Source organism: Flavihumibacter fluminis (assembly GCF_021491375.1).
Lineage (GTDB): Bacteria > Bacteroidota > Bacteroidia > Chitinophagales > Chitinophagaceae > Flavihumibacter > Flavihumibacter fluminis.
This window is the reverse complement of the sequence record NZ_JAKEVY010000001.1, coordinates 949,884-966,412: the sequence shown is the minus strand read 5'-3', so window position 1 is coordinate 966,412 and position 16,529 is coordinate 949,884. Positions and strand designations below refer to the sequence as shown.

16 protein-coding genes are annotated in these 16,529 nt (G+C 44.3%); 8 read left to right on the top strand and 8 right to left on the bottom strand.

Annotated features, from left to right (window positions below; all coding sequences use genetic code 11):
* Nucleotides 1-45 precede the first annotated feature (45 nt).
* The 7 genes from L0U88_RS04260 to L0U88_RS04230 all read left to right on the top strand — a co-directional run bounded on the left by L0U88_RS04260 (nucleotide 46) and on the right by L0U88_RS04230 (nucleotide 6,771).
* Nucleotides 46-558 (top strand): dihydrofolate reductase, encoded by a 513-nt coding sequence (locus tag L0U88_RS04260; RefSeq protein ID WP_234864368.1) that lies wholly within the window; start codon nucleotides 46-48, stop codon nucleotides 556-558.
* The gene (locus L0U88_RS04255) at nucleotides 548-1,351 is read left to right on the top strand and encodes an O-methyltransferase (protein WP_234864367.1); all 804 of its coding nucleotides are present in this window, start codon (nucleotides 548-550) and stop codon (nucleotides 1,349-1,351) included. Before L0U88_RS04260 ends, L0U88_RS04255 begins: the two co-directional genes overlap by 11 nt.
* A 68-nt stretch (nucleotides 1,352-1,419) precedes the next feature.
* On the top strand, nucleotides 1,420-2,532 hold the full coding sequence (locus L0U88_RS04250) for a Re/Si-specific NAD(P)(+) transhydrogenase subunit alpha (RefSeq protein ID WP_234864366.1): 1,113 nt from the start codon (nucleotides 1,420-1,422) through the stop codon (nucleotides 2,530-2,532).
* Between the two features lie 10 nt (nucleotides 2,533-2,542).
* Nucleotides 2,543-2,854 carry an NAD(P) transhydrogenase subunit alpha part 2 gene (locus L0U88_RS04245; RefSeq protein ID WP_234864365.1) on the top strand — a complete coding sequence of 104 codons (312 nt, stop codon included), beginning with the start codon at nucleotides 2,543-2,545 and terminating at the stop codon, nucleotides 2,852-2,854.
* A 17-nt stretch (nucleotides 2,855-2,871) separates the two neighbouring features.
* Nucleotides 2,872-4,317 (top strand): NAD(P)(+) transhydrogenase (Re/Si-specific) subunit beta, encoded by a 1,446-nt coding sequence (locus tag L0U88_RS04240; RefSeq protein WP_234864364.1) that lies wholly within the window; start codon nucleotides 2,872-2,874, stop codon nucleotides 4,315-4,317.
* 23 nt (nucleotides 4,318-4,340) lie between these two features.
* Nucleotides 4,341-5,714 (top strand): methyltransferase RsmF C-terminal domain-like protein, encoded by a 1,374-nt coding sequence (locus L0U88_RS04235; RefSeq protein WP_255722960.1) that lies wholly within the window; start codon nucleotides 4,341-4,343, stop codon nucleotides 5,712-5,714.
* Between the two features lie 154 nt (nucleotides 5,715-5,868).
* Nucleotides 5,869-6,771, top strand: a complete 903-nt coding sequence (locus tag L0U88_RS04230; protein WP_234864362.1) for a LysM peptidoglycan-binding domain-containing protein — start codon at nucleotides 5,869-5,871, stop codon at nucleotides 6,769-6,771.
* Between the two features lie 53 nt (nucleotides 6,772-6,824).
* On the opposite strand, the gene L0U88_RS04225 is transcribed toward L0U88_RS04230, so the two are convergent.
* The gene (locus L0U88_RS04225; protein ID WP_234864361.1) at nucleotides 6,825-7,625 is read right to left on the bottom strand and encodes a DUF4382 domain-containing protein; all 801 of its coding nucleotides are present in this window, start codon (nucleotides 7,623-7,625) and stop codon (nucleotides 6,825-6,827) included.
* Between the two features lie 120 nt (nucleotides 7,626-7,745).
* Between L0U88_RS04225 and L0U88_RS04220 the strand changes: the two genes are divergently transcribed.
* The gene (locus L0U88_RS04220) at nucleotides 7,746-9,581 is read left to right on the top strand and encodes a gamma-glutamyltransferase family protein (RefSeq protein WP_234864360.1); all 1,836 of its coding nucleotides are present in this window, start codon (nucleotides 7,746-7,748) and stop codon (nucleotides 9,579-9,581) included.
* Here the strand turns inward: L0U88_RS04220 and L0U88_RS04215 are convergent.
* The 7 genes from L0U88_RS04215 to L0U88_RS04185 all read right to left on the bottom strand — a co-directional run bounded on the left by L0U88_RS04215 (nucleotide 9,563) and on the right by L0U88_RS04185 (nucleotide 16,415).
* On the bottom strand, nucleotides 9,563-10,462 hold the full coding sequence (locus L0U88_RS04215; RefSeq protein ID WP_234864359.1) for an HAEPLYID family protein: 900 nt from the start codon (nucleotides 10,460-10,462) through the stop codon (nucleotides 9,563-9,565). The genes L0U88_RS04220 and L0U88_RS04215 overlap by 19 nt on opposite strands.
* 71 nt (nucleotides 10,463-10,533) lie before the next feature.
* Complete coding sequence (locus L0U88_RS04210) at nucleotides 10,534-11,202, bottom strand: response regulator transcription factor (protein WP_234864358.1); 669 nt, start codon at nucleotides 11,200-11,202, stop codon at nucleotides 10,534-10,536.
* On the bottom strand, nucleotides 11,189-12,007 hold the full coding sequence (locus L0U88_RS04205; protein WP_234864357.1) for a sensor histidine kinase: 819 nt from the start codon (nucleotides 12,005-12,007) through the stop codon (nucleotides 11,189-11,191). The genes L0U88_RS04210 and L0U88_RS04205 overlap by 14 nt, the downstream gene beginning before the upstream one ends.
* Nucleotides 12,008-12,016: 9 nt before the next feature.
* Nucleotides 12,017-12,652, bottom strand: coding sequence for a hypothetical protein (locus tag L0U88_RS04200; protein ID WP_234864356.1), 636 nt, complete (start codon nucleotides 12,650-12,652; stop codon nucleotides 12,017-12,019).
* A 13-nt stretch (nucleotides 12,653-12,665) separates the two neighbouring features.
* Nucleotides 12,666-13,070: a hypothetical protein gene (locus tag L0U88_RS04195; RefSeq protein WP_234864355.1), complete on the bottom strand. Its 405-nt coding sequence runs from the start codon at nucleotides 13,068-13,070 to the stop codon at nucleotides 12,666-12,668.
* Between the two features lie 89 nt (nucleotides 13,071-13,159).
* Nucleotides 13,160-13,300, bottom strand: a complete 141-nt coding sequence (locus tag L0U88_RS04190; protein WP_234864354.1) for a hypothetical protein — start codon at nucleotides 13,298-13,300, stop codon at nucleotides 13,160-13,162.
* Between the two features lie 319 nt (nucleotides 13,301-13,619).
* A complete protein-coding gene (locus L0U88_RS04185) occupies nucleotides 13,620-16,415 on the bottom strand; it encodes a heparin lyase I family protein (RefSeq protein ID WP_234864353.1) in 2,796 nt (931 codons plus the stop codon).
* Nucleotides 16,416-16,529: the final 114 nt, after the last annotated feature.

Below are 16,529 nucleotides of genomic sequence, written 5' to 3'. Positions count from 1 at the left end.
AAGTGAGATGTGAGAAGTGAGATGTGAGATGTAAAAGATGAGATTATGAAAATAAGTTTAGTGGTGGCGGTAAGTGAAAACCAGGTGATTGGTAAGGATAATCAGCTTTTATGGAGACTACCGAATGATCTGAAGTTTTTCAAAAATACAACCTGGGCGATGCCGGTTATCATGGGCAGAAAAACCTTTCAGAGCCTGGGCAAACCACTTACTGGGAGAACTAATATCGTACTGACTACCCGAAATAATTGGGAAGCGGAGGGCGTGATTGTGGCACACGACTGGACAACTGCGCTTACTGCTGCCCGTGAGACAGATGCAAAGGAAGTTTTTGTAATTGGGGGTGGAGACATATATCAGCAAAGCCTTGCTTTTTGTCACCGGGTGTACCAGACCCGCGTGCACACTACCATTGAAGGTGATACCTATTTTCCGGAATTACCGGCAGCGGAATGGACACTGCATTCCCGACTGGATTTTCCGGCTGATGCCAAACACGCATATCCCTACAGTTTTGAAATATGGGATCGCATAGGAAATGATCCGAATGAAGCATAAGCCCTACAGTGCAATTGAATTAGGAATGAAATTTCTGCAATACTGGATAAATGCCGGTAATGGGAAGGGGCATGGTATACATTCTCCTTTTGTATTTGCCCTGATCCGGGATGTGCTGAATGATCGTGGTGAATATTATGCCTACTCATCTATTGAAAAACTGAGACTGCAATTGGAGCAGACCCATGAACGCATCGAACTGGTAGATCTTGGTGCCGGAGGTAAAGGAATCCGCCAGGAACGCATTTCCGCCATTACCAAACGCACCTCAAAATCGCAAAAACTGGGCAGGCTGCTTTTTCGCTTGTCTAACTATTTTCAGCCTGCTACCATTGTAGAGTTAGGTACTTCCATGGGGTTGTCGGCGGCTTATCTCTATGCAGGCAATACGAAATCGGAAGTATATACGTTGGAAGGAGCACCAGCGGTAGCGGAACAGGCCAACAAAAATTTCAACCAGCTCGGTTACTCCGGTATAAGCACCATAACCGGAAATTTCGATGAAACGCTTGAGCCTCTATTAGCGAAACTTGAAAAAGTTGACCTTGCTTACATCGATGGCAATCACCGCTATGCTCCCACACTGCGTTATTTTGAACAGCTTTTGAAGAAATGCCAATCCCGCAGCGTGCTTATATTTGATGATATTCACTGGAGTGAAGAAATGGAAGCGGCCTGGAAAGCAATTCAGCAACATCCCGAAGTACGCTGTACAGTTGATCTTTTTTTCATCGGACTGGTATTTTTTTCAGATTCTTTTAAAAGTCCGCAGCATTTTACCATTCGCTTTTGAATTAATTCCTATAACGTTCTTAAGTATCCGTAATAAAACTTAAATTCAGGGAGAAAAATCGCTCCCTTATGACCATTGGCGTATTGAAAGAGCCCGCTTCAGAAGCCAGGGTCTCCATCTTACCGGAGGCTGTAATTGCCTTAGTAAAAGCTGGTCACCAGGTATGGGTGGAACAGGATGCAGGAGAACTCGCCTTTGCTTCGGATGGGCAGTACGAAAAAGCAGGTGCGCAGGTGTTGCATCGCGAAAAAATCTGGCAGGCCGATTGCATCTTATGCATTCAGCATCCGGAAGGAATGCCAATGGAGCAGCTCAGGCAAAAGATTCTAATCGGAGTTTACCAGCCGCTTTATCACAAGACATTGATGGAACAGTGGGCTGCAGCAGGCATTACCAGTTTTAGTCTGGATATGCTGCCACGTACCACCCGTGCGCAATCCATGGATGTTTTGAGTTCGCAGGCCAATATTGCCGGATACAAAGCTGTACTGTTAGCTGCGGCTACCTATCCCCGTTATTTCCCCTTATTTATGACAGCAGCCGGAAGTATTGCTCCGGCAAAAGTATTGGTGCTGGGAGCCGGTGTTGCTGGTTTACAGGCGATCGCAACCGCACGCAGGTTAGGGGCAGTTGTTGAAGTATTTGATACCCGTCCGGCTGTAAAGGAAGAAGTAAAAAGCCTGGGTGCAAAATTCATTGAAGTGGAAGGTGCGGCAGATCCCAGTCAGGCCGGTGGTTATGCCGTTGAACAATCGGAAGAATTCAAACAGCGACAACAACAGAAAATTGCGGAAAGCATCGCTAAAGCAGATATCGTTATTACTACTGCGCAGATACCTGGTAAAGCTGCGCCGGTATTGGTTACAGACTACATGTTGGAAGCGATGCGGAATGGGTCTGTGATCGTTGACCTCGCAGCTGCAACCGGGGGTAACACAACTAAAACAGAAAATAATAAAACGATTCGATACAAAGGCGTAACCATTATCGGCAATTCCAACCTGGCGGCCACGCTTCCTTCAGATGCGAGCAAATTGTATGGAAAAAATATCCAGCAATTTCTGGCACTTATAACGGGAGAGGCTGGCGTGGTTAAATTGAACTGGGAAGATGACCTGGTAAAAGGAGCCTGTATCACCCATGATCAGGCGCTGGTACACGAGCGTGTAAAAGCGTTGTAAACTATTAAGAATGGAAACACTACTGGAAAAAATCGCCTTGCACCAGGATTATATCTACATCGTGGTGCTGATGATCTTCCTGGGAATAGAGGTGATCGGCCGCGTGCCCAGTGTATTACACACCCCTTTAATGAGTGGAGCAAACGCTATCCACGGGGTAGTAATCATTGGAGCTATCATCGTAATGGGGAAAGCCGATCCATCCAATTACCTGGCATTGGGTCTTGGTTTCCTAGCTGTGATATTGGGAACACTCAATGTGGTGGGAGGATTTGTGGTAACGGATCGCATGCTGGAAATGTTCCGGCACAAACAAAAATGAATTAGTAAGATTAGCCTATGTTGCTCACCGTTATATACCTGCTTGCTTCGGTAAGTTTTATCCTGGGGTTAAAGATGTTGTCGAACCCTGCATCCGCCCGGAAAGGCAACCTGATTGCGGCAGCTGGTATGGGACTGGCAATCCTTGGAACCATTTTTCTTTACGAGGAATCAGATGGAACAAAATTGGGCAACTATGGATGGATCTTTGGCGGATTGATCATCGGAACAGTAATTGGCACACTGGCAGCTAAGAAAGTAAAGATGACTGCCATGCCGGAGATGGTGAGTTTATTTAATGGGATGGGAGGTGCCTGCGCGGCGCTTATCTCCATAACCGAATTCAATCACCTGGCAGAAACCCTGCACCAGCCACACGATGTTCAACTGGGAGAGATTTTCCCGGCAAGTGCGGCCTATAGTGCCTGGGTAGGAAAATCAATTGTTATTTTAGCTGGACTGATTATCGGATCGGTATCTTTCTCCGGCAGTGTAATAGCCTGGGGAAAATTGAATGGAAAGATTCACGATTTCGCATTCAAAGGACAGCATCTTATAAATGGGCTTTTGTTCCTGGTGCTATTGGGGTTGGCAGGCTGGATTGCAGGTGTATATGAAAATGCAAATACAACGGTATTCTATGTGCTGTTGATTTTGTCCTTGTTATACGGGGTATTTTTTGTGTTGCCGATCGGCGGAGCGGATATGCCGGTAGTGATTTCTTTGCTGAATTCTTTTACCGGAGTAGCAGCAGCCTGCGGTGGATTTTTGTATAATAACAAAGCGATGTTAACAGGGGGAATCCTGGTTGGAGCAGCAGGTACCTTGTTGACCATTCTGATGTGTAAAGCGATGAACCGCTCGCTGCTCAACGTACTGATCGGATCCTTTGGTGGCCATGCCGGTGGTGTTGCCGCTGCCAGGGCACAAGGCAATTATAAAGAAATCTCGCTGTCTGATACCGCCATTCTATTGACTTATGCGCACAAAGTTATGATTGTTCCCGGTTATGGACTTGCAGTAGCACAGGCGCAACATGCTTGTCACGAGTTGGAAAAACTGCTGACGGAAAAAGGAGTAGAAGTGAAATATGCCATTCATCCCGTTGCAGGCAGGATGCCCGGACATATGAATGTGTTATTGGCGGAAGCCGATGTAGATTACGATCAGTTATTGGAGATGGAAGCAGCCAATGAACAATTTTCCAATACGGACGTGGTGCTGGTATTAGGAGCGAATGATGTGGTGAACCCAGCTGCCAAAACGGATCCTGCATCACCCATCTATGGTATGCCCATATTGGAAGTGGAACTGGCAAAAAATTGTATCGTGAACAAGCGCAGTATGAAGCCAGGTTATGCCGGAATTGAGAATGAGCTTTTCTTTCAACCCAAGACCTCTATGTTATTTGGAGATGCAAAAAAAGTACTGGAGGCTATCAGTACGGAAATAAAAAATCTCTAAGTCGTAGTTTTACAAAAAAAAGATTGACGATCCCTCCTGATTTTATTCGCCATATGGCTGGTACTCCGGGCTGGCAGGAAGCAGCTTATTGCAGGGTGCTGGAAACCGGTGAGCAGGTGCAAAGCATACGGCTCAATCCCCGCAAATGGACAGATTCACAGTCGCTTTCCTTTCCTGTGGAAGCAGCTATTCCCTGGACTCAAACTGGTTATTACCTCGATGAGCGGCCCAAATACACGTTGGATCCGCTATTGCACGCAGGGGCTTATTATGTGCAGGAAGCCAGCAGTATGTTCCTGGAGCAGGCAGTGAAACAGTTACTGCCGGAGCGTGGGGGTATTCGGGTGCTGGATCTGTGTGCCGCCCCGGGTGGTAAATCAACGCACCTTCTATCCTTGTTACCGGATGACGCAGTACTGGTCAGCAATGAAGTGATTAAATCAAGGGTAACCATCCTGGAAGAAAACCTGGTGAAATGGGGGAACAGCAATCAATTAATTACCAATAATGATCCTCGTGATTTTTCTGAATTAGGCGGATTGTTTGACCTGATTGTAGTTGATGCACCCTGCAGTGGAAGCGGCCTGTTCCGCAGAGATCCCAAAGCAATGGCAGAATGGTCGGAATCGGCAGTGGAGCTATGCAGTCAGCGACAAAAGCGCATACTCACGGATATCTGGCCCTGTCTTAAAGAGGGAGGCTTACTCATTTATTCAACCTGCTCCTATTCGCTTCAGGAAGACGAAGCAATAGCCGACTGGCTGTTATCACAGGTTGAAGCTGAATCAGAACCGCTGCAGGTTGATCCTGCCTGGAATATTGTAGAAACTAAATCAGCACAGAAAGCTGCATTTGGGTATCGGTTTTATCCGGACCAGGTGAGAGGGGAAGGGTTTTTTCTGACCGCTTTTCGCAAGCGTGAAGCTGCTGGTACCGTATCGGGGCGAAAAGGAAAGAATAAACTGGAGAAGGTGAGTAAACAGCAGGTTGCAGATATTTCAGAATGGTTGAAGCCAGGACTTAGCCAGTTTTATATGATCCAGGAGAATATGGTTGGGATGCCTGAGCAGGTTGATTCATTATTGAGCGAACTTGGTTCCCTGTATGTTCGGAGAGCAGGAGTAACACTAGGTAAATGGGCAGACAGGAAATTAATCCCGGATCATGGCCTGGCATTGAGTAATGAAGTACATGAGGCTGTTAACCGGATCGAATTATCAGCGCCTCAGGCACTGCAGTATTTACGAAAAGAAGAAATTCAGGTGCCGGGTTCAGCGCCGGGCTGGAACCTGGCTTGTTATAAGGGACTTTCACTTGGCTGGTTAAAGGTGCTGCCAAACCGGTCCAATAATTATTATCCTAAGGAATGGCGAATTCTGATGCAATCCGGCAGGTAAAAGCCTGTTAACCTGCTTTTGGCAGCTATTTTGCGGAGAAAGCACCATATTTGCAGCAATACTAAAATTCATCGTCCTGATGCAACAAAAGCCGATACTCTGGATATTGTTTTTATGTCTATCCCTAAGCAGCTTTGCCCAGTCAAAATTGGAGGTGAAAGGCAAAACCCCTGATTTATATCTCGAACATAAAGTAGTTGCCAAGGAAACCTGGTTCAGTGTTGGAAGGATGTACAATTTGCATCCAAAGGAAATAGCCCCATTTAACAGTACTGATTTAAATACCGGCCTGAAGATCGGTCAGCTATTGAAAATTCCCCTGATTGCCGGTAATTTTTCCCAGGATGAACGAAAGGAAGCGGATGAAGTATTGGTGCCGGTGTATCACCAGGTAGCAGAGGGAGAGTGGATGTACCGGGTAAGTGTGAATCACAACAAAGTGGCACTTGAAAAGCTGGAGAAATGGAATGGAATCACGAGGAACCAGGTTCGATCTGGTATGCAATTGGTTGTTGGCTTTCTGAAAGTAAAGCGGGAGCAATCTGCATTGGCGCAGCAAGCGGTGCAAAGCACAGCAGGCAAACAACCTGCAGTGGTAAGCCAACCGAAAGCACCAATTGAGCCACCAAAAGAAGAAAAACAGGTTGTAACAACCACGCAGACGCCAAAAACTACTACTGATAAACCGGCTCCTGTGCCAGTATTGAAGCAGCAGGAACCTGTAGCTATATCGGGATCAGTTGATTTCAACGGCGGATTTTTTCGTTCACAGTTTCGGAATGGTTCCAATTCAGCAAATGGTCAGGCAACCATTTTCCGTAGCACCAGTGGATGGAAAGATGGAAAATATTATGCTTTAATGGATAATGTGGCTGTTGGAACGATTGTTAAAATCCGTCATACCGGTTCTAACAAGGTAGTATATGCGAAAGTGTTGGGGCAATTGTCTGATATTAAAGAAAATACCGGACTTGCCATTCGAATCAGCAATGCGGCAGCGGCTGAATTGGGAGCAGGAAATGGTGAGGCCCGGTTTTCTGTAGAAGTACAATACTAATAAAAGAGGCTCCGATAACGGAGCCTCTTTATTTGTCCAGATAACCGAGAAATTTATTTTAACTCAAGACGAATCGTATCCACGACGGTAGTTTGTCCGAGTGTAACAGTAATATCTTTCTGAGCAGTTTTAAAACTATCGGGAGCAGGATAATAATGCAGGGAATAGTTTCCTGCAGGTATGTCTGAAAACTGGTAATTACCCTGATTGGTGGCAGTAGAGGAAACCGTATCTGAACCCTGGAGGGCGAAAACGGTGGTTAATACGGAATCGGGAGCAACAAACCCTTTAATAATTCCACCGGAAGGAACAAAGGATAAAACACGGATAACCGGTTTAAGAATGTACTTGCCACTATTGCCGGCGGGTACAATAGATTTCGCAGCATCAAAATCTAAAACCAATCGGTACAATACACCACCACTCAGTTCAGTATTCACTAAAACTTTTAATCCTGATTGCTGTGCACTAGGTGTACTCAGCATTTCTTTTTGTCCATCCTGTGTAATAACATAATTGTTCTCTCCGAGAATCAAACGCAGCTGGTTCATTTTACCAGATGGAAGACTTGCGTTTGCAAGCAGGGTATCTCTGCCATTGGTAAGTTCCAGCAGGTTGTAAACACCCGGATGGGTACCGGTTAAGGTAGTCCAGCCATTAGAATCTGAACCCATATTGATTTGAATCTCTTTAATATCTACCCAAACCTCTTTGATGTTTGGATTGGGAGCATCGGTGAGTCTGATTTCGATGCGGGCATCATTTGGATTGGTATCATCCTGCTGGCTGCAAGCCACTAATAAAAAGGCAAGGCCTGTTCCCAGAACAAGGGATTGTAATACGCTTGTTTTCATAAGTAACAACATTTTATTGTTGTGAGTGGTCTTTCCAAAACTGTTCCAAAGTAGAAAAATGTGAATAAGTTAAGAGGTATATTTGTTAAAGGTGATTAACACATTCTGAAAAATTGCTGTATGAAAAATGCACTTCTTATATTGTTCGTGTTACCGTTAGGTTTAGTAGCGCAGCCTACACAGAAACCTGTATTGCATGGGAAAAACTGGATGGCGATAACTGGAAAGCCGTTGGCTGCCACAGCAGGTGCGTCGTTATTTCAAAAAGGCGGTAATGCAGTAGATGCTGCCTGTGCTATGCTTGCGGCAACCTGTACCATGTGGGATGTGTTGAGTTGGGGTGGGGAAACACAGGCGCTGATTTATCATCCCAAACTGAAAAAAGTGATTGGAATAAATGCATTGGGAGTAGCGCCAACCGGTGCAACACCTGAATTTTTCAAATCAAAAGGGTATGATTTTCCTCCTGAATATGGTCCGTTGGCAGCGGTTACTCCCGGTACCCCTGGCGGGCTATGTACCATGCTCGCAGAATACGGAACGATGAGCCTGTCAGAAGTACTGGCTCCTGCTTTAGAATTAGCGGCAGGGTATCCCATAGAGGCACAAACGGCGAACAGTATAGAGCGGGAGAAAAAAAGAATTAAGGAATGGCCCTATTCCTCAAAAGTATTTCTACCACATAAAGGGCAGGAGAGGGAAGCACCGGAAGCTGGTGAGATCTTTGTTCAAGCCGATTTATTAAAGACCCTTCAAAAAATGGTGGAAGCGGAAAAGGCGGCACTAAAAAAGGGGAAAAGCAGAAAAGAAGCTATTTATGCAGCGTATGATCGATTTTATAAAGGAGATATTGCAGATGAGTTTGTAAGAGGGTGCCAGGAACAGGGCGGACTTATAACCAAACAGGATTTATCAAATTGGAAAGTACTAATAGAGGAACCGTTGCAGGTAAATTATAAGGGTATTGAAGTGTACAAATTATCGCAATGGACCCAGGGGCCGATGTTGTTGCAGAGTTTACAATTACTGAAACAGGTTGACCTGAAATCCATGGGCTATAATTCTGCTCGTTATATACATACGGTTTATCAGGCATTGAATCTTTCTTTCGCGGATCGCGATTTTTACTATGGCGATCCCTATTTCCCGCCAGCTGAGCCAATTAAAGGGTTGTTATCTGAGTCATATGCGAGGGAACGGTTGAAGTTTTTGCTTACAGAGAAAAATGATCCGGCAATTGTTCCAGGTGATCCCTACCCGCACCAGGGTGAAGTAAATCCATTTAAAAAAGAATTGGAAAAATGGACCGGATTTACAGGAACTGAAGTAGTAGCTGCACCGGATCGCGAGTACCTCGACCAGGTATGGAGAGGCACCACCAGTGTGGAGGCAGCAGATAAAGAAGGATGGGTAGTGTCGATTACACCCAGTGGAGGGTGGATACCTGCCTGTATTGCAGGTGAAACCGGTGTTGGCATGAGCCAGCGGATGCAAAGTTTTGTTTGTGATGCATCACTGAATCCGTTTAATGTGGTGGCTCCGGGGAAGCGCCCGAGGGTAACGCTCACACCTACACTTGCCTTGAAAGAGGGGAAACCATTCTTATCTTTTGCCGTTCAGGGTGGGGATACCCAGGATCAGAACCTATTGCAGTTTTTTTTGAATATGGTGGAGTTTGGCATGAATGTGCAGGAAGCAGCGGAGGCTCCGAATTTTAATACCTATCAATATTGGTTATCGTTGGGAGGTAAGGATCGGAAGCCGAAACCTGGTCATTTATTATTGCACAACTCCACGCCCGATTGGATACGAAAAGAATTAAGAGATAAAGGTTATATCCTGCGATTTGAGCCAAGAACTTCCGGACCCATAAATGCAATCTGGTTTGATTGGAAACACGGGAGCTTTTGGGGTGGTTCCAGTAATCACGGGGAAGATTATGGAATCGGCTGGTGATGGGCTCGTATGGCTTTATGTCCGGGTTCGTAAATCAACCGGATGAAAGAACTAAATCTTTCATTTTCTCTTCGTATAGGAATCCCTGTTACAATTCCGACCATGAAGTTATCAGCTATGCCTACCCGCATTTGTGGTCGGATAGTCATATCAAAATCATTTTGCCGGAAGGTTTTATTGAATTCAAGGCCGATAAAATTTCGGGTGCCGCTGATCATGTAATGAAAGTTGCTATTCAGTTGCCAGTGTGTTTTAGCAGTTTGGTGCTGTGGTTTGTGAATAACAGGTCCTGTATAAATAAGGGTGTGGTAATTGCTGCCCCAGCGTTTTGCTGCAACAAAAAATGGATTAAAAACATTTCCCTCAAGTAGACTGCCTTTGCCATACTGATTAAAGGAAGGGAGTTCAAATTCATGAATGTATCCGAGCGCCAGTGAGGTATTTGCCTGATCAGACACCAGTAATGTATATTGAGTAGCCAATTTTAAACTGTTTAGGCGGCTTTGGGGTATTGAATTGCGATCATTTCCGTTTGCCGGATAGTAGAAGCTAAAGGGCAGTTCCACCTCAAAGCCCAGGCGGTCAACCGGTGCAAATTCATATTCTATCAATGCAGCATAGGAATCGTATTTATTGTTGTCGGTGATGCCAAGACCCATATTCCATTCCTTTTCTCCCTTACGGGCACCGAGGTCGCGGATGAGGTCGATAAAGAGAGGTTCTGCATGCAGTACTTTAGGCTTTTGCCTTGGAGATTCCACTTCGGATATATAAACGCTATCCAGGATGGTTTTTTGTATTTTAACTGAATCGGATTCAGATTGGGCGTACAGTTCGTAAGGCAGGTTCAGGCACAGCAACAATACGGTCAGGAGTCTCATGCCGCAAATCTATTTTGCCGTATTTTAGAATTCTTTAAAGAACTTATAAAATAGAACGTTCTAATAATATTCTAATTTGCCAGAACCCATCCTGCACGTATTGCGTAAAGAACCAAACCAACCCTGCTTTTGACCTGGAGTTTTTCAAACAACGCTTCCCTGTATCCGTCGATAGTGCGTTCGCTTAACTTCATGGTGAGGGCAATTTCCTTATACGTCATTTCTGAGGCAGCATGGCGAATGAATTCCATTTCACGCTCAGTTAGCCGGACGCCAGGCTCTGTTGTTTTTTCTTCCTTATGAATGGTATGTACGAGTTTTCCTGTTACAAAATCGGAATAATAAAACCCTTTTGTAAAGATTTCATGAAGGGCTCTGTGCAATTCAGCTTGTGTACAGTCTTTCAGTAAGTATCCTCTGCAACCGGCCCGGATCATCTGTATAACAGAGGCTTCGTCATCGTTCATACTAAGTGCCAGCAGTTTGATGTCGGGGAAACGATTGTTGATTTCACGAGCGGTTTCTACCCCATTTAATACCGGCATATTGATATCCAGGATACAGATATCCGGTAAGTCGCCGGATTTTTCTAAAGCTTCGAGTAATAATTTTCCGTTGTTTGCAAGGAGTATAACATTGAATTCCGGGCTGTCATTAATCAGGTAGGAAAGCGATTCTGCAATAAGCCGATGATCATCGGCAATAGCAACTGTATGTTTGGTTGTATTAGGAAATTGCATGTTGAGGTTGTTTGGGTAAAACAATATTGATACGGGTTCCCTTGAATGGCTCTGAACTTATTTGCAAAGTGGCTCCAACCAATTGGGCCCTTTTCTGAAGGTTCCTGAGTCCGGATCCGGCATCATTTATCGACAGGTTTACAAGGTGTTCAGGATTAAATCCTTTCCCATTGTCGGTTATGTTCAGAATAAATGCAGATTCTGTGTACTTCATTTGAATATGAATTTCAGAAGCGTCTGCATGTTTCAAAATATTATTCAGGATCTCCTGAATCATGCGATAGAGAATAATTTCTTTTTTTGCGTCGATTAGAAAATCATCACCTTCCGTTTCAAATTTACATTCAATAAGGGCTGTTTGAGAAATACGATCCAATTCGAATTTGATGGACTCTCTTAGTCCATAGCTAGCCAGCATGTCGGAATTCAGACCTTTGGAAAGCATGCGGATATACTTAATGACATCGGCCAGAATCAGATTTGTGTCACGTATACGGTTAACCGAAGGGTGTTTTTCCAGTTCTTTTTCGAGAATATTCAAATTGATCCTTGATACGCTTAGCAGTTGCCCCATATTGTCGTGGATTTCCTGGCTGATATCCCGTAAAGTCTGATCCCTGCTTTCTATCTGGGTAGTGAGTACTTCCTTTTCATAGTTTTCCTTCATTTGTTCCTGTTCGTGTTGAAGGCGAATTCTGCGTTTCTGGCTAGAAAGAATAAAATACACCACGAATGCACTAAGCGTCAGCATAATGAAAACGGCGGCCGCCATCGTTAGGATAATTTCTATCTGACTGGCGTTCATGGTAACAACTTATTCTGGCGATGCTTCTTTTTGCAAGCTGAAATTGACAACAAATGAACCGTAATATAACCATTCCGATACAATCAGAACATAGGTTACCATTTTCTGTCCGTCAGCACCAAGAAAATTGTGCAATCCGAGAGTAAGGAAGGAACTGATAGAATGAAGAAGGATGCCTATTGCGATCCAAAAACTATGTTGGTAAATGGTTTCATTCCAGCTGTACTTATCAAACAACCGGGCGATATAAAATAAAACCGCCAGAATGTGCAGCAGGCAGGTGAGACTGATGATAACTGTGTTCAGCGAATCTTCCGGTGGTTGGAGGAACCTGGCATTGAAGTAGGCGGCTATCCATACAAAAATGATGGATAGCCGGAAACTTCTTTTCATCCTACCCAGATGGGGTGCAAGGGCAAGGGTTATTAGGGAATAAAACAGGGGGCGAAAAACGTGATAATAAACAAAATTATGGTTGTAGTATTGGGCCATCAGCCATTCCAGCAGTTCTCCTGCCCCTGCTACAAGCAGGATTAGTAAAAATTCATAATTGGTTCGGGTAAGCTTCTTTTCTCTTGCAAATCCAATGCTAATTCCGAAAACAATAATAGAAAGTTTTATGAGGGTTGTGATCCAATAATTCATTCTAAATACCTGATTAAGGGTTTTTGCCGCATACGGTAGGGCAAGGATAATAAACTAAATAGATGACATTTTCTGTGCCGTCTGATTTCTTTTCCGTATCCGTAGGTTTGGTACTGGTTGCAAATAGTATGAATACAGGGCTGGTATAATCCGGATGTTTGCCATAGTTAACAGCTATTCCTTCAATTCCTACGGCTTTTCGAATTTCATCAATTACGGAAACTGGCAGATACATTCCATTACGGAAGGCTGCCTTAAAATGTTGATCGGCCTGGTATGCACGTTCATACTCGGTGGCTTGCGCGGCTGTAATTTTTATCGCAATAAATTTCTCATCGGTTGGAATGGTAATTGGCTTGCCAGTTTTACACGCAGCCATTCCAATTAAACAGAATAGAATAATTATAACCTGTTTCATGATTGAAAAATTATTAGTTTAAAAATAGATATAAAAATGCCAGGGTTGTTGCAGATATATCCCCGGCAAGTGGAAGGAAGCAACATTTTTTAATAATCATTTCCGTTCATGTCTTTGTCCTGCTGTTTTTTTTGCATCAGCACTATAAACATGGTAATCAGAGTAAGGGCTGCTAGAATCAGCATCAACCAGGGGATTGTATGAACAGAAAGATCAAGTAATCGTTTCATGTAATGAATTGGTGTTTTGCCGGTAAGGCTGTGGCGTCTGAGACAACCACAACCATGACCGACCGAACCTGTTTAGAATTCAAAACTAGGAGTGGATGAGGTGTTGGCCAATGGGAGAATACACGCTGGGAGGGGGCATTTTTCCCGTAAAAAAATAACCTGCCAGTGGCAGGTTATAAATAAAGTTGGTTTCAGGGAAGATAAGGTAATGGTTTACTGGTAATTGATCAAGTGTCATCCCTGAAGCAAATATAGTTCCTGGAATTCCCCCTTCCACCCGTTTTAACACGAATGAAAGGGGGGTATTTTTCCCGGTGTTTTACTTAACGATTACTACTTTTTTCTGTAGCCTGTTCCCTTTGTCATCTTTAATGATAAGGTAATAAGAGCCCGGGTTCCAGGTCCTTGAATCAATTTGAACGGTTTGGCCTGATTGGTAATTTGCTACTTGTCGGGTTACTAGTTTTCCAAGGTTGTCAACTACTTCCAGGCTGAGTTTACCAGATCCGAACTCATTTCCTATTACCACATTAATCCATTGCTTAGCAGGAATCGGATATATTTTGGTTCCCTGGGCAGTTGGGTTAACAGCAGACTCAATTGGGGCAGCTGTCATTGCCTGTTGATTTTGGGTGCCGCTTGATGTTATTAAAGCCGGATAATAGATGGTTGAATTTTGGTTATCAAAAGTCGCTTTTACCCACAGATTATTGGAGCTTCTAAATAGGTAAGTGTATGCCAGGGCCCACGTTTGTCCATTGTCTTTTGAGAATTCAAGGCGTAAAATATCCCCCTGTCTTCTGATTCGTATAAAATCACCCGTAGTTACGGTAGCATCGGTTAGGCGATACAGGAACCAGCCTGGAAAATCGCCCGCATACAAACGATTATTGGCTACACCCATCCAAATTTGTCCGGGTGTGTAAACATGTTGAAGTGTATCATCCGTATCCAGTGCAATGAATGCGCCGGATGATTGGTTGCCGACCGTCACCTGGAGACTAAAGTCTCCGGAAATTACCTGGGTTCCAGATACTGCTGTTGAATTTGGAGAAGTTCCTCCTCTCCAAACATTTGCCAGCGGCTGGTTAGCACCTCCGCCAAAACGATTGTAGTTAACCATGGTTACTACTGGCGGTAATACATTAATCACAACGTCATCGCTGGTAACAGCATTATTATCATCCGTAACCAGAAATTGGTAAGTATAGGTGCCGGGTTGAAGATTGGTTATGGTAACAGTATTCTGGGTACTGTCTGAGATATTACCACCAGCAGGACCATTAATTTTTCTCCAGACTTTTGAATAAACGGTTCCGTCACTGTCTGTTGAAATACCAGTTAGCGTGGTACGTGTTGCGGGGATAAATAGTTGTTGATCCTGGCCTGCATTGGATACTGGTGGAATATTGGCTGCCGCTTTTACAGCAAAATCTTCCAGCCGGTTGGATACATCACCAAATCGTACTTCGTCGATAAATAAGGTAATGCGGGATGCATCGGGCCGGATCGCCCAGTTATTTCCAAATGCCCACTTGTAAATACCCATTTGAACATAGGGTTCCTTACTATGGAAAGCATCATCCTTCCAGTTGCCACCCAGGTATTCAAATACAAGTTGCCCGTTTTTATATAAGCGTACGTAGCCGGAATCTGCACTGGTATAATTTCTATTCAGGACCCAATCCTCCCAAATATCTTTTACAACAGGTCCTACATCAGTTGAACTTGTTTGGGTTGAGCCATTAGGAGAAACTCTTGTAAGAATAAACTTATACCGGCCATTCTCCATCCAAAGCGCATTGGGCTGCGGCCAATCATCATCTACTGCTTTGGTGTTAAAAAGAATACTGGTCGGTGTATTGAAATCAGTATTGTACGAGGGGATGAAGGTTGATGCAGCTATCCATCGGAGTCCGAGCGGTTGTCTTGAATAAGCTTCAGTATTGCCCAAAATACCTAATGGTGACCCCGCCGGCAGGAAATTCCAAACGAGTTCAGATTTGAAAAATGGCCAGGTATTACCCGGACCGTCATTCAGCTCAAATTTATACGAAAAACCGCCTGCTCTTTTTTGTTCGGCAGACCTTACAACAGAACTTACGGAAGGGTCTCCTTGAAAATGGGCCCACTGAACTGGTGGTTGCAGGTTATAGTCCATGGTCAGATAAGGCATACCAGGGATTTCACAGTTGTCGTAAAAAATAAAGGAGGGTAGCGGTTGTGGTTGTTGGGGTTGCTGCTGTGTTGCAAGGAATTCAGAAGTGGCGGCTGCGGAAGATCCAAATTTTATTTCATCCACATACAATACCGTAGGTGCCAATTCAGACTGGTTGTTATTGACTACCTGGTTGATATTTGCTGCCCATCCATAGTTGGCAGGACCAATTTTAATATAGGGCTCTTTCGCATATACCGGGTTGTCAGTTGGCCAATTGGGGCCTGTTACATTAGCAACCAGGTTGCCATAGCGGTACAACCTTATAAATCCATTTGCAGATTGTGTGAAATTTCTTTCCACTACCCAGTCTTCCCAAATACCCGGCTGAACTTCGCCGATATTGATTACCCTGGATGTCGGTACTCCATTCTCCCAGGTAACTACATGAAAATTATATTGACCGTTTTGTAAAATCAAATCCTGTGGTGTGGCATGATCATCCGGAATATTTTTCAATAACAGGCCTATGGAAACCGGATAAGGATTCGGCTGGTAATCTGCCGGAACCAGCGTAGACAAACCAATCCATCGCAGGTCCAGGGGATTTCTGCCTGTTGCAACTGCCTGACCCATTTTAGTAGCGTCATCGGTATTGGTGCCTGCCGGAAGGAAATTGTAGATAAGCTGATTTTGCCGGAAATTATCATTTTGATGAGTTGTTGCATCTCTTCTGATTTCAAAGCGGTATGACGTATTACCAGCTCTACTGAAATCGCTTGATACGGAAAAGCTTGTTTTTGCTTCATCACCGGTCTTGCCACTCCAGAAATTATTGGGGTAGGGGTTGCTCCAACCATACTGCGGCAGGGATTCACAAGGGTCATAAAATAACACCCCGGTTTGCCCATAAGCAGCAGAGCTTGCTATTAACAGGCATGCGATTAACTTCTTCACAACAGAAATTTAGTTGTCAATAAATAAGAAAGGTCCAGGGATATTTGGATACGGTGGTATTAAGGAAATGATATTGGAGACAGGGTAAGCTACCGTCAGAGTAATGGGAAAGTG

Bases quoted from the DNA above. Each gene is read 5' to 3' on its own strand.
- L0U88_RS04260 (WP_234864368.1), top strand. From the start codon at position 46: ATGAAAATAAGTTTAGTGGTGGCGGTAAGTGAAAACCAGGTGATTGGT.
- L0U88_RS04255 (WP_234864367.1), top strand. From the start codon at position 548: ATGAAGCATAAGCCCTACAGTGCAATTGAATTAGGAATGAAATTTCTG.
- L0U88_RS04250 (WP_234864366.1), top strand. From the start codon at position 1,420: ATGACCATTGGCGTATTGAAAGAGCCCGCTTCAGAAGCCAGGGTCTCC.
- L0U88_RS04245 (WP_234864365.1), top strand. From the start codon at position 2,543: ATGGAAACACTACTGGAAAAAATCGCCTTGCACCAGGATTATATCTAC.
- L0U88_RS04240 (WP_234864364.1), top strand. From the start codon at position 2,872: ATGTTGCTCACCGTTATATACCTGCTTGCTTCGGTAAGTTTTATCCTG.
- L0U88_RS04225 (WP_234864361.1), bottom strand. From the start codon at position 7,625: ATGAAAACAAGCGTATTACAATCCCTTGTTCTGGGAACAGGCCTTGCC.
- L0U88_RS04220 (WP_234864360.1), top strand. From the start codon at position 7,746: ATGAAAAATGCACTTCTTATATTGTTCGTGTTACCGTTAGGTTTAGTA.
- L0U88_RS04215 (WP_234864359.1), bottom strand. From the start codon at position 10,462: ATGAGACTCCTGACCGTATTGTTGCTGTGCCTGAACCTGCCTTACGAA.
- L0U88_RS04210 (WP_234864358.1), bottom strand. From the start codon at position 11,202: ATGCAATTTCCTAATACAACCAAACATACAGTTGCTATTGCCGATGAT.
- L0U88_RS04205 (WP_234864357.1), bottom strand. From the start codon at position 12,007: ATGAACGCCAGTCAGATAGAAATTATCCTAACGATGGCGGCCGCCGTT.
- L0U88_RS04200 (WP_234864356.1), bottom strand. From the start codon at position 12,652: ATGAATTATTGGATCACAACCCTCATAAAACTTTCTATTATTGTTTTC.
- L0U88_RS04195 (WP_234864355.1), bottom strand. From the start codon at position 13,070: ATGAAACAGGTTATAATTATTCTATTCTGTTTAATTGGAATGGCTGCG.
- L0U88_RS04190 (WP_234864354.1), bottom strand. From the start codon at position 13,300: ATGAAACGATTACTTGATCTTTCTGTTCATACAATCCCCTGGTTGATG.